Consider the following 15,018-nt stretch of genomic DNA (forward strand, 5'->3'; position numbering starts at 1 on the left):
ACCAACACAAGTCTTTATCTACGTTCATGTTTCTTGTGTTGATATCCATATATATATCCCTTTTTCAGCTAGCTATATTTAATGTAATAATTTGTTATTGACTTAACAGATAAAAAGAATTTATAATTTTAAAGAATTAATAAATGATAATGATTTTCATTTTCGTTTTATACATTTAATGGTTAATTTATTTCTTTGGGGAAGAGGGAAAATAATGAAAGGCAGAACCAGTCTATACATAATTATTTTGGTAGTTGCAATGATGGCATTCCCGTTTCGTAGTTTTGCAGCAAGTGCAGAAAATGACTTACAAGGTGCAAACAAAAACATTATTGAAGCAATGCATTCTGTACAAAATGGGAAAATGGAAGAGGCTAAAAAACAATACGAATCATTTTCATCTACATGGATGTCGATTGAAAGTGGAGTGAAAGACGAGTCTCAAGATGCCTACCGTGAAATAGAAGACGGGATGGGGCAAGTACAGTTTGCTTTAGCCCAACAACCTGTGAAAAAAAGGGGTTTGGAAAATTCCCTCAACAAATTAAAGCAAACCAATGAAAAGTTCATTGCAGGAAAATTCCCTCATACTGTTGCAAAAACTGAAGATGCGGGGGAAAATCAGGGGAATGTAGCCGATTTGATTGTGCTATTAAATCAGTCACTTTCTAAATTGGATCATAATGATGTGAAAGGTGCAAAAGCTGATATTGAGCAGTTTCGTACCTCATGGCTGGATATAGAAAGCGTTGTATTAACACAGTCTTCTAAAGTCTATACAAACGCTGAGAGGGACATGGTAACGTCGTATGCAATGCTTACTTCAAAGACCCCCGACGTAAAGGGAGCTAAAAAAACAATTGAAGGAATGCGTGATTATCTTTCTCCGCTTGCATCTAAAACAAGTTATAACATGTTAGATGCTACAACTATCCTTTTGCGTGAAGGTTTAGAAGGGTTACTTGTTGTAGTAGCACTTTTAGGTTTTTTGAAAAAGGCTGGTCATGCAGATAAGAGTAGATGGATTTGGATCGGCGTTGGATCAGGTTTAGGAGTAAGCATTATCTTAGGCGTAATCGTAAACATGTTGTTTTCTGCCGGTGCATTTGGGAGTAATAACTTCTTAATTGCTGGCTGGACCGGAGTCTTTGCTTCAATGATGCTTCTGTACATGAGTTATTGGCTTCACAGTAAATCAAGTACGGCGGAATGGCAACGATACATTCAGACTCAAAGTACAAAGGCCATTGATAAAGGGAGTCTATGGTCGTTAGCTATTCTTTCTTTCCTTGCTGTTTTCCGGGAAGGAACAGAAACCGTGTTATTCTTTATCGGGATGGCTGCATCCATTAAAGTATCAACACTTTTAGCAGGCATAGCTATTGGATTAGTACTATTGATTGTACTTTCTTACTTAATATTAAAAGTTGGATTGAAGATTCCAATGCGCCCATTTTTCCTAGTATCCAGTATTCTAATGTTTTACCTATGCTTCAAATTTGCAGGTATGGGCATTCACGGGCTACAACTTGCTGGACTATTACCAGCTACACAAGCTCCAATCCCTACTATAGATTTCTTTGCGATTTATTCAACATGGGAGGGTTTAATTCCACAAATCATTCTACTTATAGTGGCAATTGTCGCAATGATATTGAATAAAAAAAAGGATAAAATAACAAAATTACAACAGACAAATCAGGAGGAATCAAAACATGCAATCTAAAAAACTTATTGTACCAATCATCTTAGCAACGTCCTTAACATTAGCAGCGTGCGGAACAAAAGAAGAAACAAAGAAAGAAGCTCCAAAAACAACAGAAGAAGCATCGAATTCAAAAGCAGTTTCAATTGCTGACGGTGCACAAGACATGAAACAAGTACTTGCTGATATGAAAACACAACTTACAACAAAAGATGCTGCGAAAGTAAAAGATAGTGGAGAGGAATTAGAGGAGAAATGGCAAGTATTTGAGGACTCAGTAAAAGAGAAAAGTCCTGATTTATATGAAAAGGTAGAAACGCCACTTCATACAATTGAAGCTGGAGCAAAGGTTGAACCACTTGATGCAAAAACGCTAGACAAAGCAGCAACAGAGTTAGACGGTGTACTAACAGAAGTACAAAATTTGAAATAAAATAATGAAAAGGAGTGCTTTATCTATGACTAATATAGACTAAAGCGCTCTTTTTTTTGTTTTTAATAAAATCTATATAGTAATTCAGTAACGAACTATATGTATATTACAGCTATTTAGATAATAACATTATCATTTTGTTATGTTAGGAAGCGGATACAGTCCACCTCCGTCTGATCCTCCATTAACCATCTGTTACCACCGGAACTCTCAGTCGCGCCTTTAAAACTATCAACCAAACATTTGCATGAAAATCGTACGGAGCTGCCGAACAAAACTATAAGTATCCCCAAGCGGTATGACAATGCGAACTTCCTATTTAGCTGCACATATCCAATTATTTAGCCGGTCATTAAGGACTGTAAATGCAAACAGAGTACACAAGCAACCACTAAAACGATTTCCTTCATAAGGTTCCCCAGCATGTACTTCATTCATAAGACTGTATCTTTCGCTATGATCAAACTATCGGCTTTGCTTTCATTGGCCATTTTTTGTTTAATTCAGTTATAAAAGTTTTAACATTCTTTTTATCTTCCATAATCGGTGAATAAACGTATGAAAGTGTTCTATTAAAGGATTCATTTTTTAATTGAATTATAGAAAGGATTTTATTTTGTACATCCCTTTCAATGACACTTTGGGAAAGGAGAGCCAGCCCTGTGCCGTTTTTTATAAGTGTTTCTTTAATTCCTTGATTGCTGCTTATTGTCAGTATCGATTTAATTTTCAAACCATTAGTGCGTATGACGTGGTTAAGGTACTCACGTGTACCAGATCCAACTTCCCTGGTTACCCATGCTTGGTCATGTAAATCAGTAATCGCCACTTCGTCTTTATAAGCAAGTTCATGACCATTTGAAGAAACAACGAATAGCTCATCTTGCATAAAGGGGTGTACGGAAAGCTCTTTTTCATTAGTTTGACCTTCGATTAAACCAATATCCACTTTGTATAGCCGAACGGCTTGAACGATTTCTTCGGTGTTTCCAATTACAACTTGAAGTTCAAGCTCAGGATAGTCCTTTTGAAGGTCAATGAGTAACGAAGGGAGGATATACTCTCCTATTGTAAAACTTGCCCCTATCTTTAATTCGCCTTTTATGGACTTATCATGTTCCTGAATGTCCTCTCGGGTCTGCTCATAGATTGTGATCATTTGTTTAGCCCGATCGTAAAGAATTTCACCTGTTGAGGTGACTTTTAGGAATTTAGGAGAGCGGAGAAATAGTTTGGTTTGGAACTCTTCTTCTAATTTTTTTATGTGCAAACTAACACTTGGTTGCGACATAAGAAGGATTTCTGCTGTTTTTGTAAAATTCTTGACTTCTACAAGGGTTACAAATGTTTTTAAAGCATCATAGTACATAGGAATTCCTCCTTATTATTAATATTCTTAATAGTTGCAATAAATTATATATATTTTACTAATGATGTACATTCCAGTAAAGTTTAATGAGAAACTTATTTTAGGAAGAGTTCAAGCGGGGCAAGGCTATCGTCCTTTATAACCTTATTTTTTATTTTATTTGTATCGTGGTTTGAAAAAGTGTTCCCTTCCTGTATGAACTGTACTGTACTTTCTGATTTTTTTTGCAGTTAAAACCGACTTGGTCTATAGGAGTAAACGAGTTAATTAAATGGATGGGAATAAATATTAAATCCGCTCGTTGTATATAAGAGTCAATTAAGATAAGTTTATATTCTTTTGTGAGGTGGAAATGGTGCAACTTCAGGTAATGAACAGTCCCTTTAATCATGAACAGGCAGAGCTTCTTAACAGTCTTCTGCCTAGTTTGACAGAAACACAAAAAATTTGGTTGAGCGGTTATCTGACCGCATCTTTATCAGTTTCGAATATTGGAACAGCCGATGCCCCGGTAATGGAGGCTCAAGGCAGCGGGCAGACAGTATCAAAAGATGTTACCATTCTTTATGGTTCACAGACAGGGAATGCTCAAGGGCTGGCGGAAAATGCGGCGAGAAAGCTTGAGGGTAATGGCTTTCAGGTTACCATTTCATCCATGAGTGACTTTAAAGTAAACAACTTGAAAAAAGTCAAAAATCTTCTTATTGCCGTAAGCACGCATGGGGAAGGTGATCCGCCGGATAATACGCTTTCCTTCCATGAGTACCTCCATGGTAGAAGGGCACCAAGCCTTGAAGGTCTCCGCTTTTCAGTATTGGCGCTAGGGGACAGCTCGTATGAGTTTTTCTGTGAAACGGGAAAACAATTCGATAAACGCTTGGAGGAACTTGGCGGGACACGACTATTTCCGCGAATGGACTGTGACCTTGATTATGATGAGCCTGCTTGCGAATGGCTGGAAGGAGTCATTTCCAGTTTAAGTGAAGGGCAAGGCAGTACCGTTGCTGCAGTTCCCGTAGCGATACCTTCAGCAGGTGAACACACTTATTCCAGGACAAATCCGTTTAAAGCGGAAGTACTGGAAAATATAAACTTGAACGGCCGTGGCTCTAATAAAGAGACACATCATCTCGAGTTATCACTTGAAGGCTCTGGCCTTACATTCGAACCTGGTGACAGCCTTGGTATTTATCCGAAAAATGATTCGGATTTAGTGGATAAACTTCTTTTGGAACTCAATTTGGACCCTGAAGAAACCGTGAAGGTCAATAAGCAGGGAGAACTTCGTCGGCTAAAGGAATCACTCATCTCCGATTTTGAAATTACGGTTTTAACAAAATCTCTCCTTGAGCGAGCGGCCCAGCTTTCAGGTAACGAGGATTTAAAGGAACTTTTATTACCTGGTAATGAAGAGAGACTGAATGAATATCGTGAAGGCCGTGATTTGCTTGATTTTATCCGTGATTATGGCTCATGGGGTGAATCGGCGCAAGAGTTCGTATCCATACTCCGGAAAATGCCTGCCCGACTATATTCAATTGCGAATAGCTTATCCGCATATCCGGATGAAGTGCATTTGACAATCGGTGCTGTCCGGTATGAAAGTCACGGTCGTCAAAGAAAAGGTGTCTGCTCCATTTTATGTGCGGACCGAATACAGCCCGGGGACATGCTGCCTGTTTACATCCAGCATAACCAGAACTTTAAGCAGCCTAAGAACCCAGACACGCCCATTATCATGGTTGGACCTGGAACGGGCATTGCTCCGTTCAGATCCTTCATCCAGGATCGCGAAGAAACGGAAGCGAACGGGAAAACGTGGCTCTTTTTCGGCGATCAGCATTTCGTGACGGATTTCCTATATCAGACTGAGTGGCAACAGTGGTTGAAAACAGGTGTACTTACGAAAATGGATGTTGCCTTTTCTCGTGATGCGGATGAAAAAGTGTATGTTCAAAACCGGATGCTGGAGCACAGCAGGGAATTATACGAATGGCTTCAACAAGGGGCAGCGGTTTACATTTGCGGCGATGAGAAAAACATGGCACATGACGTCCATAATACGCTAATTGAGATCATAGAAAAAGAAGGTCAGATGAGCCATGCTGCTGCGCAAGCTTATCTTGACGATATGCAACAGACTAAACGTTATCAGCGTGATGTTTACTGAAATTTGGATGAAAAGGAGATAACGACATGGTGAACCCACTATTAAAAGCACCAGAAGGCCTGCCTAGTGATGTTGAGCAAATTAAAGAAAAAAGTGATTATTTGCGAGGAACACTTGGAGAAGTTATGCAGGATCGGATCAGCGCCGGTATTCCAGATGATGACAATCGATTAATGAAACATCACGGCAGCTATTTGCAGGATGACCGGGATTTGCGCAATGAACGTCAAAAACAAAAACTTGAGCCTGCCTATCAGTTCATGTTGCGTGTCCGGATGGCCGGCGGGGTTGCACAGCCTTCTCAATGGCTTGTTATGGATGACCTTGCTCAGAAATACGGTAACGGTACATTGAAATTGACAACAAGACAGACATTTCAAATGCACGGTATTTTAAAATGGAATATGAAAAAAACCATTCAGGAAATTCATGCGTCCATGCTGGATACAATTGCTGCATGCGGAGATGTAAACCGGAATGTAATGTGTAATTCGATTCCATTTCAATCCGAAATCCACTCGGAAGTATATGAATGGTCGAAAAAATTGAGTGATTATTTATTGCCACGTACAAGGGCGTACCATGAAATCTGGCTAGATGAAGAAAAAGTCGTCGGTACACCTGAATTGGAAGAAGTTGAACCAATGTACGGACCGCTTTATTTACCAAGGAAGTTTAAAATAGGCATTGCGGTTCCTCCATCCAATGACATTGATGTTTACTCCCAGGACCTTGGCTTCATAGCAATTGTTGAAAGTGGAAAACTCGTTGGTTTTAATGTGGCGATCGGGGGCGGTATGGGAATGTCCCACGGTGATAAGGCGACATACCCCCAGCTAGCCAAAGTAATTGGATTTTGCCAGCCAGACAAAATAGTGGATGTGGCTGAGAAGATCATTACAATTCAGCGTGATTACGGAAACCGCTCCGTCCGGAAAAATGCACGGTTCAAGTATACGGTTGACAGGCTTGGGCTCGAAGCGGTAAAGGCTGAACTTGAAAATCGGTTAGGATGGAAGCTGGAGGAAGCGAGAACATATCATTTTGATAATAATGGTGACCGCTATGGCTGGGTAAAAGGCATGCAAGGAAAATGGCATTTTACATTATTCGTCGAGGGTGGCCGAATCGCCGATATCAATGATTACAAGCTGATGACCGGTTTGCGCGAAATCGCAAAAATCCATACGGGTGATTTCCGTTTGACCGCCAATCAAAACCTGATCATTGCCGATGTATCAAGTCAGCAAAAGAAAAAGATCATAGAATTGCTTGAAACATACGGTTTGACGGATGGTGCACATCATTCAGCCCTCCGCCGCAGGTCGATCGCATGCGTGGCGCTTCCAACATGCGGATTGGCAATGGCAGAAGCAGAGCGTTATTTGCCGGTTCTGCTTGATAAAATTGAGATCATCGTTGATGAAAACGGACTGCGGAACGAAGAAATCACGATAAGAATGACCGGTTGCCCGAATGGTTGTGCCCGGCATGCACTCGGAGAAATTGGTTTTATAGGTAAAGCACCTGGCAAATATAATATGTATCTCGGTGCAGCATTTGATGGAAGCAGGCTAAGCAAAATGTACCGTGAAAACATCGGTGAAGAAGAGATTTTAAAAGAGTTGCGTGTACTTCTTTCCCGTTATGCGAAAGAACGTCAGCAAGGAGAGCATTTTGGGGACTTTGTCATCAATGCGGGCATTGTTAAAGAAGTGACGGATGGTACGAATTTTCATGATTAATTATAACGAACGAGAGACAGGAATGGATTCCTGTCTCTTTTTAATGGAAATGTTAACGGAAGTCGAGATATAACCTAGCTTTGACTATTTTAGAGATTGAACAGAGTATGGTTACTTACTGGCGGCATAGGAGCCTTAATAAACAGGCAATTGACATCGATAGTATGCCCTCTTGATTATTCAGAGACCCCGGTTTGGATGATGTCAACTTTGGTTTCTACTTTAATGTCCATCATGGGATAGATCTTTCTCCATTGTTCATAGGTCATTTTTTTATTTTTGGCGTGATATTTTGCCTTCAAGCCAATCGGGTCAATGTTTTTTTTCTGAAAATCTTTAATAAGACGGTTTGCCTGCCTGTTTAAAGAAGTTTGCATTTCCTTTTCAATTATTTTTATCATCTTTTTATTGGTAAGATTGTCCTTTCGCATTGATTCTTTAATTTGTCCTTTAATTTTGAGCTTTATCGTAATGGACGGATTTCGCTCGGAGTTGGATACCTCATAATTTGAACTGCTTCGAATACTTTCCACGACGATATCACTTTTCTGCTTGTCGTTTAATTTAAACTTGTAAATTCCCCGTTTATGAAATTGAACTAATGTCTTGAAAATGAACATATCATCCGTTCGAACTTTACTGACCATTTTATTTTCATGAAACAAGGCCACTCCTGAAACTGCAACTTCTTTATTAATTATTTTAAATAAAGGAAGAAACGAATCTCCGCCATCTTCCAGGGAGTTTCTTAAAAAAAGATGGAGGTTTGTATCCGGTCCATTCCCAGTTTCAATTTGTTGATTGACTAAGTCAGATAAAAAGATTCCAATATTTACATTCGTATTTGGTGGTTTGGTATTTATGAAATCCTTGACCTTTCCTTCAACGATTGCCAAAAAGACCCTGTTTCCAATTTGAGGTTCACGGTAGAGATAATCGGTCAGTTCTGTCATACCTATTTCATGTACCATTTTCTCGCTAAATAAAAAGATGCGTGTCTGTCCTAGCATCACCGGCTTATCCGATTTTTTGGATACGATGGCCTGAACATCACTCGTTGTCGTCGATGTTCCAGTTAAGATTTGATACATACCCATCTTGTCCTGTTGGAAGATAGGGATGACGAACATTCCTTCGATTATTTTATCCTTTCGTATATCGTAGCCAATGGCTTGGGCCATATTGACTTCATCAACCACTTTTGGCTGGGCACAGCTGCAAAGGAGGGAAAAAGCCAAGATGACAAGAAAGAATTTTCTCATAAACTTTTCCTCCTTTTCTTTATATAAATGATGACCAAAAGAAGAGGCAAATATAATCCAAGGAAGAGCACGGCGTATGGATTGATTATTTTATTCAATATATATAGGGAATCTTCATCAAAAACAAATATATTGGTGAGCAGGATAATAATGGACATCGCCCATAATGGATACTTTTGCTGAACATTGAATATGCGCTTGATACCCCTGCTGGCAGCCCACAAGTAGATGGTCATGTTGGGTATGATAAAAATGGCCCACCAAGAAATTTCTATATATTCAAATCGCTGAATAAAGGGCAATTCGACAATGCTGGTCAATGTAAGTGTCGGCCATATAGTCATTGCCAACTGTTTTTGTGAATAAAAAATCAGTGAAACTAAATAAATGAATACGGTTAATAAGGTTGTTGTTAAGGCACCTCCATGAGCATATTTTTGTGAAGTTTTAGCATCTTTAATGAACGGATAAAACATCAGGATCATTTCAAAACCAAGAAAAGTTAAGGAAGTACTTCTGGTTCCCTTCAGTATATCCAATAGATTGTGGTCGAATATAGGGAGCAAATTGGTGAATTCAGAGTATTTCATGGCATAGAATAGGACAAAGAAAATCCAGTAAGTCAAAATGACGCTTAAAAAGGCAATTCCCGTAATTGTACGGAAGCCTCCCGTATTTATATAATAAATCAGAAGCAATAAAACCACTGTAAACGCCCAAGAAGCTACCTCTGCAAACATCCATACATGTATGACATTTATATAGCTGATAATCATATCCATCCCAAGGATCAAAAAGTAAAGAATGAATAATAGACTGAAAAAATTCCCAATCCATTTTCCGAATGCATGATTATTGGCAGAAATGATATCACCTGGGACGATACTTAATATTTTATATATGATCCAGATCAATATATGAACGATCAGTCCGGCAAGTAGTATCGAAATCCAGCCATCCGTTCCCGCCGACTTTGCTAAAACTCTTTGAAAACTTAAAACGCCTACTCCCATTTGCATGGAATGCACTAAAAAAAACACATAGAACGGTGATACCTTATACATTTCATTAACTTCTACTTGGTTCATATAGGACCCTCATTTAAATCATTCATTAAAATCATTTTTTTTGATTTTCGCTTTTTTTGGCGTTGGCTGTCTGGACATATCATCAGGATGTAAATTTTCAGGTCTGGATTTAAAAAGATTATAAGGAAGCCGAACAAAGCTATCTTTCCAATCTTGGATGCGAAATGGATATATGGGTTCAAGGTACGGGTGTCCCATTGACGTTAATTTGATAAGGTGGGTAACCAAAAACACGGCCGTTATGATAATGCCAAGTCCCCCCCAGATTTGGGCCCCCACTAAAAAGGGGAAGCGCAGTAACCGAATGGCATTCCCCATTTTATAAATAGGAGTAACAAATGATGCCAATGCCGAGAGGGCAACGATGATTAATAAGATATTACTGGTCAGACCAGCTACAACTGCCGCTTGACCGATAACGATACCGCCGACGATACCTAATGTCTGACCTACCTTAGTTGGCAGCCTGGCTGCTGCTTCACGTAATAACTCAATGGAAATCTCTAAGAATAACGCTTCGATCAAAGGCTGAAAAGGTATTAAGTTCCTTGAAGAGACGATCGTTTCCAACAAATCTATAGGAATCAGTTCATAATGATAGGTCAGCACGGCTACATAAATGGGAGTTGCAAATATGGAAAAAGCGACCGCGAATATCCTTAATAAACGGAAAGCAGATGCCGGAATCCAAGGCATATCATAATCTTCCATGGTGACAAAGTATTCCAACAATATGGTTGGAGTAATAAGTACAGAGGATGACCTATCGATTAACAAGGCTACTTTACCTTCAGCCAATGCACTTGCGATGCGATCAGGCCTTTCCGTATTTAGAAAAAGGGGAAATAAGGTATTTGAATTATCATATAGCATTTGCGCGAGATGTGACCCGTCCAATATTTCATCAAACTCTACGTCATTGATCCTTTGTATAACATTATCAACACTTTCCTGATTAACGATCCCTTCTATCGATAACACTGCCACTTTCGTTTTAGACAAGGACCCTACAGTCATTTCATTTACTTGCAACCCAGGGATAGGCAGCCTTTTTCTGACTAGATTCAGATTAATATCAATATCCTCGACAAAAGCTTCTTGAGCACTTATGATTCCAAATTCAAGTTCAGGTTTATTAACTTGCCTGTCTCGTTGGGCCGCAGCATTGATTAATAGGCATTCATCAAGATTTCCATCTAAACGAATGGCAATTGCACCTCTCATGATCCTTTCTTCGATTACAACCTTAGTACAGGTGATAAGTGTATTTTCAATAGGAACGTTCTCTTTAATTTGCTCCAAATTTATCGTTTCCAGAGTTGGTATGACAGAAAGAACACTTTCGTGAAGTACCTGTGCATCAATTAAAGAGCGATAAAACGATACCCAATAGCCGACGCCATTATATGTTCCTTGATGGTTTATGAAATCATTGGATGAAGAAAGGGAATTGAATAGGTCCCTTACATCCGAAGCTTTATATAATTCGTCATTTTTAACAGAATGTTGAATGGTTTTTTTTTTGAACTTTCTACGGTTAAACAATGCTGTCACCTCTAAACTAAAGCTTATTATCCTAGCATTTGCAATTTAATTACATATTAACCATTTTAGTTTGCACATGCTGCTCGTTTCGTAAAGGGGATTCATTAAAAGAACCTTTGTTTTAAAAGCTATCAACATTTCCTTATCGAATAAAAAAATTGAAAATAGAGGAAACTAAAAAAAAACTCATTAACCAAAGGAGTTCACGATGAAAAGTAAACCCTTGCATATAGAATTGGATCAAAAACAGGCAAAATTGAAATCTGAATTGGATATGCAGGATGATGTTGTTTTTAAAGAGGTATTCATTCCCGGTTATGAAGTTTCAGTATTATTTGTATTTGTCAATGGAACGATGAATTATCCAGCCTTCAATGAAATAGTCCTGGATTTATCGGCTGCGCAGGTCGAATCAAGGCACCCGGTTTCCATCGAGATGCTGGTCATTTCCAAAGTCTGTTCAGTCAGGGAACAGGATGTGGAAACATATGAAAAAGCCAAAGAGCATATTTTTGACGGGAAAACACTTTTATTTATAGATGGAATGGCAAATTTATGAATTGAAAGATAATGAGCACAGAACGAATAAAATCCTTCCGCCTTTAACGATGGGCAAAGTTTCCTCAAGTTTGCAATCAGATGGAAGCTTTGCCATTCAGGCAGTGGATATTAAAGGTAAGAAATTAATATTGAAGGGTGCAGGGGTGATCAACAATTCAAAGTTGGTCGGGGTTATGAATGATGAGGATATAGCTGCATTAAATTGGTTGAACGGAATGGTTAAAGGTGGAATAATCGAATCAGTCCACCACGGCAAGCCTTTAAGTGTTGAAGTGCTTAAAAGGACTAGGAGGAAAATCACGACAAAATTGAACGGGAATCATTTGACGATCAATGTTAAGGTCGGGTATACAGCAAGACTTTCGGAAGATTGGTATAGTAAGGAAAACTCATTTAATGAAACCTATTTAAAAGAGATTGAGCGTATTGCCGAGGCTGAAGTTGAGAAGGATGTCGAGAAAATCGTAGACAAATTACAGCATGAATATAAAACAGGGGTAGCTGGATTATTTCTGTATGTGGAAAATCAGCATCCGAAGTTTTGGGAGAAACATAAGCAGAAATGGGATGAAATTTTCAGTAAAGCTGATATTAATTATCAAGTTGACATAAGGATTATAGACTTTGGTTCAAAAGGAGGGGTGAAGTGAATTGTCAGGGTAAAGGCTAACATTCCATAAATGGACAGGCAATTCATAAGAATGAAAAACCTTCCAAATGGGAAGGCTTCAGTTTGTAGACAAAAGGGTTTCGGGATGTTCTCATTCCGAAACCCTTTGATTTTTTATTGGATGGGAAGGTTTTTTTGTCAAGGCTCATCAAAGAAAAAGTCCCATCATTTAAAAAGGCTCATCGAAAGTTCTTGGAAGATTCGTCACTTCATGTGCAACCCGGATGCCGGATTGAATGGCTCCTTCAATCCAAGCAGGTACTGTTGATGTATGCTCTCCAGCGAAGTGGACCCTTCCTTCAGGAGTTGGGATGTATGGAAACAAGTCCGTTTCCTGACCAGGTTTAAACATGGAGAAAGCTCCGTATGCGTACTGATTCCGGGTCCAGCTAAAAGAAGCTCCTGATAAAAAATGATCGTATACTTGTTTTCCATGGACCCTTTCCAAATTTTTTAATGCGTTTTGTATACGATCTTTTTCCGGGAGGATATCCCATAAAGTGGCATCATCCTCCCATGTATAACTTGCTAAAATGATACCAGATTCACTTGGGTTTACCGTTTGGTAGGGGTAATAAGAAAATCTAATGGGTAAATCGGTCATCAATTTACCCCCGAATATTCCTTCCCTTTCCCAAAATCTATGTCCGAACTGAAGTCCGATTTTTGTTGAAGCAGGATAATGGAGTTCCCTTATTGCCTTCCACTTATTATGGGAAAAGGAATTGCGGGGTTCAATATCCATAAATGACAACAATTGAAGAGGTATTGTCACGATGGCAAGATCACCGGTAACGGTTAAGGGTCTATCGCTTTGAGTGTGTTTAGAATGGATGGTTACTCGATTATCATGTTGAACAATTTTTGTCACTTCATATCTGAAATTTAGATTTTCCTTCAATTCGGGTACAAAAGCATAAGGAAGCCGGTCGTTTCCCCCCTCGATTGCATAAAAAACGATGTTTGGATCAAGGAGTGGCAAAAACTCTCGAAGAATGGCAGTAAAGGAAAGTTCAGGTAAACCTTCTAAACCCATTAGGACTTTAATGCTTTCAATTGCACCGGTTGATAGACTCATCCCTACTGGATTGTACTGTAAAAAGAAGCTCAAGGAGTATTTATCAAATTCTTTAATAACTATTTCCCAATTTCTACTTGGGTTTTGAATGATGAAATCAGTCACTGGTTTAATTGCCATGTTGAATAATTCTTCAGCTGTTTTACCTCTTTCATGGGGAGCTACTGGGTACTTCAGTATATCCGGGTTCCGTTGATATATGGCAGCGGTCGTTTTGATTCCATTGGCATAAATGGGATCATTAGGAGTCGCGTTCACAAAAGGGATGATTCGTAAACCGTACTTCTTGATGTATTCAGCAACTAAGTAATGATAATTCGGAATGCGCATGGCACCTGCTTCAAGGTAGGAACCATCCGAAAATGGCTCCCGTATGGTCAAAACACGCCCCCCGACCCTCCCGGTTGCTTCCAATATCGTTACATCGTGTCCGGCTTCTTTTAAAAGGGATGCTGCAACTAACCCAGACATGCCGGCACCAATGATAATGATTTTTTTTGGTATTTTGGATGGTCCCAGTCCATTTCTGATGAAAGCCAGCTTTTGGTCGGTTGAAAGCGGATCTTTGTAAAGGGACAAAGGGTTGTTCTCCTCTCTTGTTACACTTTCTATAGGGGATTTAAGCTATCTTATTCCTATTGGGTCACCATTTATGAAGGATCTTCAATAATTTGTCATGATTTATTATTGCTATCATATTCCTCTAGGTTTATCCTTTATGTGGAATGCTCAAGATGAATAAGCTGATTTATTGTTAAAAGATGAAGCCATTTTTTTGAAGCTAACTTCTAAAGACTGCGATTTATGATGGAGCCGAAATTAATTTAGATAGGTAGGGAAGCATTGTTCCGCCTTATTGAACATGTGATGAAATAACGAAGATTGCTATTCACAAACTTATTTCGGATCTTATTTATACTTGGTGGGGGATACACTATTATCATCATTCGAAAAGTGCTAATCCCAGAACATATAATAAAAAACTCTATTCTATGATAGAGTTTCAGACTGTAGACAAACTCGATGAAAATCGAGTTTGTCTATTTTTTATGAGTTGTACAATTTGGCCGTTGATTTTCCACTCCAGGCACTCGCTTTCCGCGGGCGGTCCGGGAGTCTCCTCGGCGCACTTGCGCCTGTGGGGTCTCCCTTGGACTCGCTATTCCCGCAGGAGTCTCGCACACCCGATCCAATCAACTATGTTTAAAAATTTGGATAGAACTCCTTTTGCCTACAAAATTCTATTCTATGATAGAGTTTTTTTTAGTATTCCTTATTTCCATTACAGTGGATTTGGGTCAATATTTTGGACACTAAAAAGTTAAATCTTAAGCTGTATTCCTAATTCGATCTTCAATGGCTTGTGGGGTTTGATAGCCCAAGCTGCTGTGA

Annotated in this window: 11 protein-coding genes; 6 read left to right on the forward strand and 5 right to left on the reverse strand. The window is 39.1% G+C overall.

Annotation, left to right across the window (positions count from 1 at the left end):
• Nucleotides 1-214 precede the first annotated feature (214 nt).
• Nucleotides 215-1,726, forward strand: a complete 1,512-nt coding sequence (locus ACFX4X_RS19550; RefSeq protein ID WP_377385577.1) for an FTR1 family iron permease — start codon at nucleotides 215-217, stop codon at nucleotides 1,724-1,726.
• On the forward strand, nucleotides 1,716-2,138 hold the full coding sequence (locus ACFX4X_RS19555; RefSeq protein WP_377385580.1) for a hypothetical protein: 423 nt from the start codon (nucleotides 1,716-1,718) through the stop codon (nucleotides 2,136-2,138). The genes ACFX4X_RS19550 and ACFX4X_RS19555 overlap by 11 nt, the downstream gene beginning before the upstream one ends.
• 460 nt (nucleotides 2,139-2,598) lie before the next feature.
• Here ACFX4X_RS19555 and ACFX4X_RS19560 read toward each other — a convergent pair whose 3' ends face one another.
• On the reverse strand, nucleotides 2,599-3,507 hold the full coding sequence (locus ACFX4X_RS19560) for a LysR family transcriptional regulator (RefSeq protein WP_061463051.1): 909 nt from the start codon (nucleotides 3,505-3,507) through the stop codon (nucleotides 2,599-2,601).
• 355 nt (nucleotides 3,508-3,862) lie between these two features.
• On the opposite strand from ACFX4X_RS19560, the gene ACFX4X_RS19565 reads away from it, so the two are divergent.
• Nucleotides 3,863-5,677 (forward strand): assimilatory sulfite reductase (NADPH) flavoprotein subunit, encoded by a 1,815-nt coding sequence (locus ACFX4X_RS19565; RefSeq protein WP_377385583.1) that lies wholly within the window; start codon nucleotides 3,863-3,865, stop codon nucleotides 5,675-5,677.
• Between the two features lie 26 nt (nucleotides 5,678-5,703).
• A complete protein-coding gene (gene cysI, locus ACFX4X_RS19570) occupies nucleotides 5,704-7,422 on the forward strand; it encodes an assimilatory sulfite reductase (NADPH) hemoprotein subunit (RefSeq protein ID WP_377385586.1) in 1,719 nt (572 codons plus the stop codon).
• Between the two features lie 176 nt (nucleotides 7,423-7,598).
• Here the strand turns inward: cysI and ACFX4X_RS19575 are convergent, their stop codons facing one another.
• From ACFX4X_RS19575 to ACFX4X_RS19585, 3 genes are read right to left on the reverse strand one after another with little or no spacing between them, the layout of a single operon-like run.
• On the reverse strand, nucleotides 7,599-8,684 hold the full coding sequence (locus ACFX4X_RS19575) for a Ger(x)C family spore germination protein (protein WP_377385589.1): 1,086 nt from the start codon (nucleotides 8,682-8,684) through the stop codon (nucleotides 7,599-7,601).
• Complete coding sequence (locus ACFX4X_RS19580) at nucleotides 8,681-9,772, reverse strand: GerAB/ArcD/ProY family transporter (protein WP_377385592.1); 1,092 nt, start codon at nucleotides 9,770-9,772, stop codon at nucleotides 8,681-8,683. The genes ACFX4X_RS19575 and ACFX4X_RS19580 overlap by 4 nt, the downstream gene beginning before the upstream one ends.
• 18 nt (nucleotides 9,773-9,790) lie before the next feature.
• Entirely contained in the window at nucleotides 9,791-11,284 is a 1,494-nt protein-coding gene (locus tag ACFX4X_RS19585) for a spore germination protein (protein WP_377385604.1), read from the reverse strand.
• 241 nt (nucleotides 11,285-11,525) lie between these two features.
• Between ACFX4X_RS19585 and ACFX4X_RS19590 the strand changes: the two genes are divergently transcribed.
• Nucleotides 11,526-11,876 carry a spore germination protein gene (locus ACFX4X_RS19590; RefSeq protein WP_377385595.1) on the forward strand — a complete coding sequence of 117 codons (351 nt, stop codon included), beginning with the start codon at nucleotides 11,526-11,528 and terminating at the stop codon, nucleotides 11,874-11,876.
• Nucleotide 11,877: 1 nt separating this feature from the next.
• Entirely contained in the window at nucleotides 11,878-12,528 is a 651-nt protein-coding gene (locus tag ACFX4X_RS19595) for a Ger(x)C family spore germination protein (protein WP_377385598.1), read from the forward strand.
• Nucleotides 12,529-12,717: 189 nt separating this feature from the next.
• Here the strand turns inward: ACFX4X_RS19595 and ACFX4X_RS19600 are convergent, their stop codons facing one another.
• Nucleotides 12,718-14,205, reverse strand: a complete 1,488-nt coding sequence (locus ACFX4X_RS19600; RefSeq protein WP_377385601.1) for a flavin monoamine oxidase family protein — start codon at nucleotides 14,203-14,205, stop codon at nucleotides 12,718-12,720.
• Nucleotides 14,206-15,018 lie beyond the last annotated feature (813 nt).

Origin of the sequence: Peribacillus sp. YIM B13481, assembly GCF_042787985.1 — a bacterium.
Taxonomy (GTDB): domain Bacteria; phylum Bacillota; class Bacilli; order Bacillales; family DSM-1321; genus Peribacillus; species Peribacillus simplex_A.

Coding starts and splice junctions, on each gene's coding strand:
- ACFX4X_RS19550 (WP_377385577.1), top strand. CDS start 215: ATGAAAGGCAGAACCAGTCTATACATAATTATTTTGGTAGTTGCAATG.
- ACFX4X_RS19555 (WP_377385580.1), top strand. CDS start 1,716: ATGCAATCTAAAAAACTTATTGTACCAATCATCTTAGCAACGTCCTTA.
- ACFX4X_RS19560 (WP_061463051.1), bottom strand. CDS start 3,507: ATGTACTATGATGCTTTAAAAACATTTGTAACCCTTGTAGAAGTCAAG.
- cysI (WP_377385586.1), top strand. CDS start 5,704: ATGGTGAACCCACTATTAAAAGCACCAGAAGGCCTGCCTAGTGATGTT.
- ACFX4X_RS19575 (WP_377385589.1), bottom strand. CDS start 8,684: ATGAGAAAATTCTTTCTTGTCATCTTGGCTTTTTCCCTCCTTTGCAGC.
- ACFX4X_RS19580 (WP_377385592.1), bottom strand. CDS start 9,772: ATGAACCAAGTAGAAGTTAATGAAATGTATAAGGTATCACCGTTCTAT.
- ACFX4X_RS19590 (WP_377385595.1), top strand. CDS start 11,526: ATGAAAAGTAAACCCTTGCATATAGAATTGGATCAAAAACAGGCAAAA.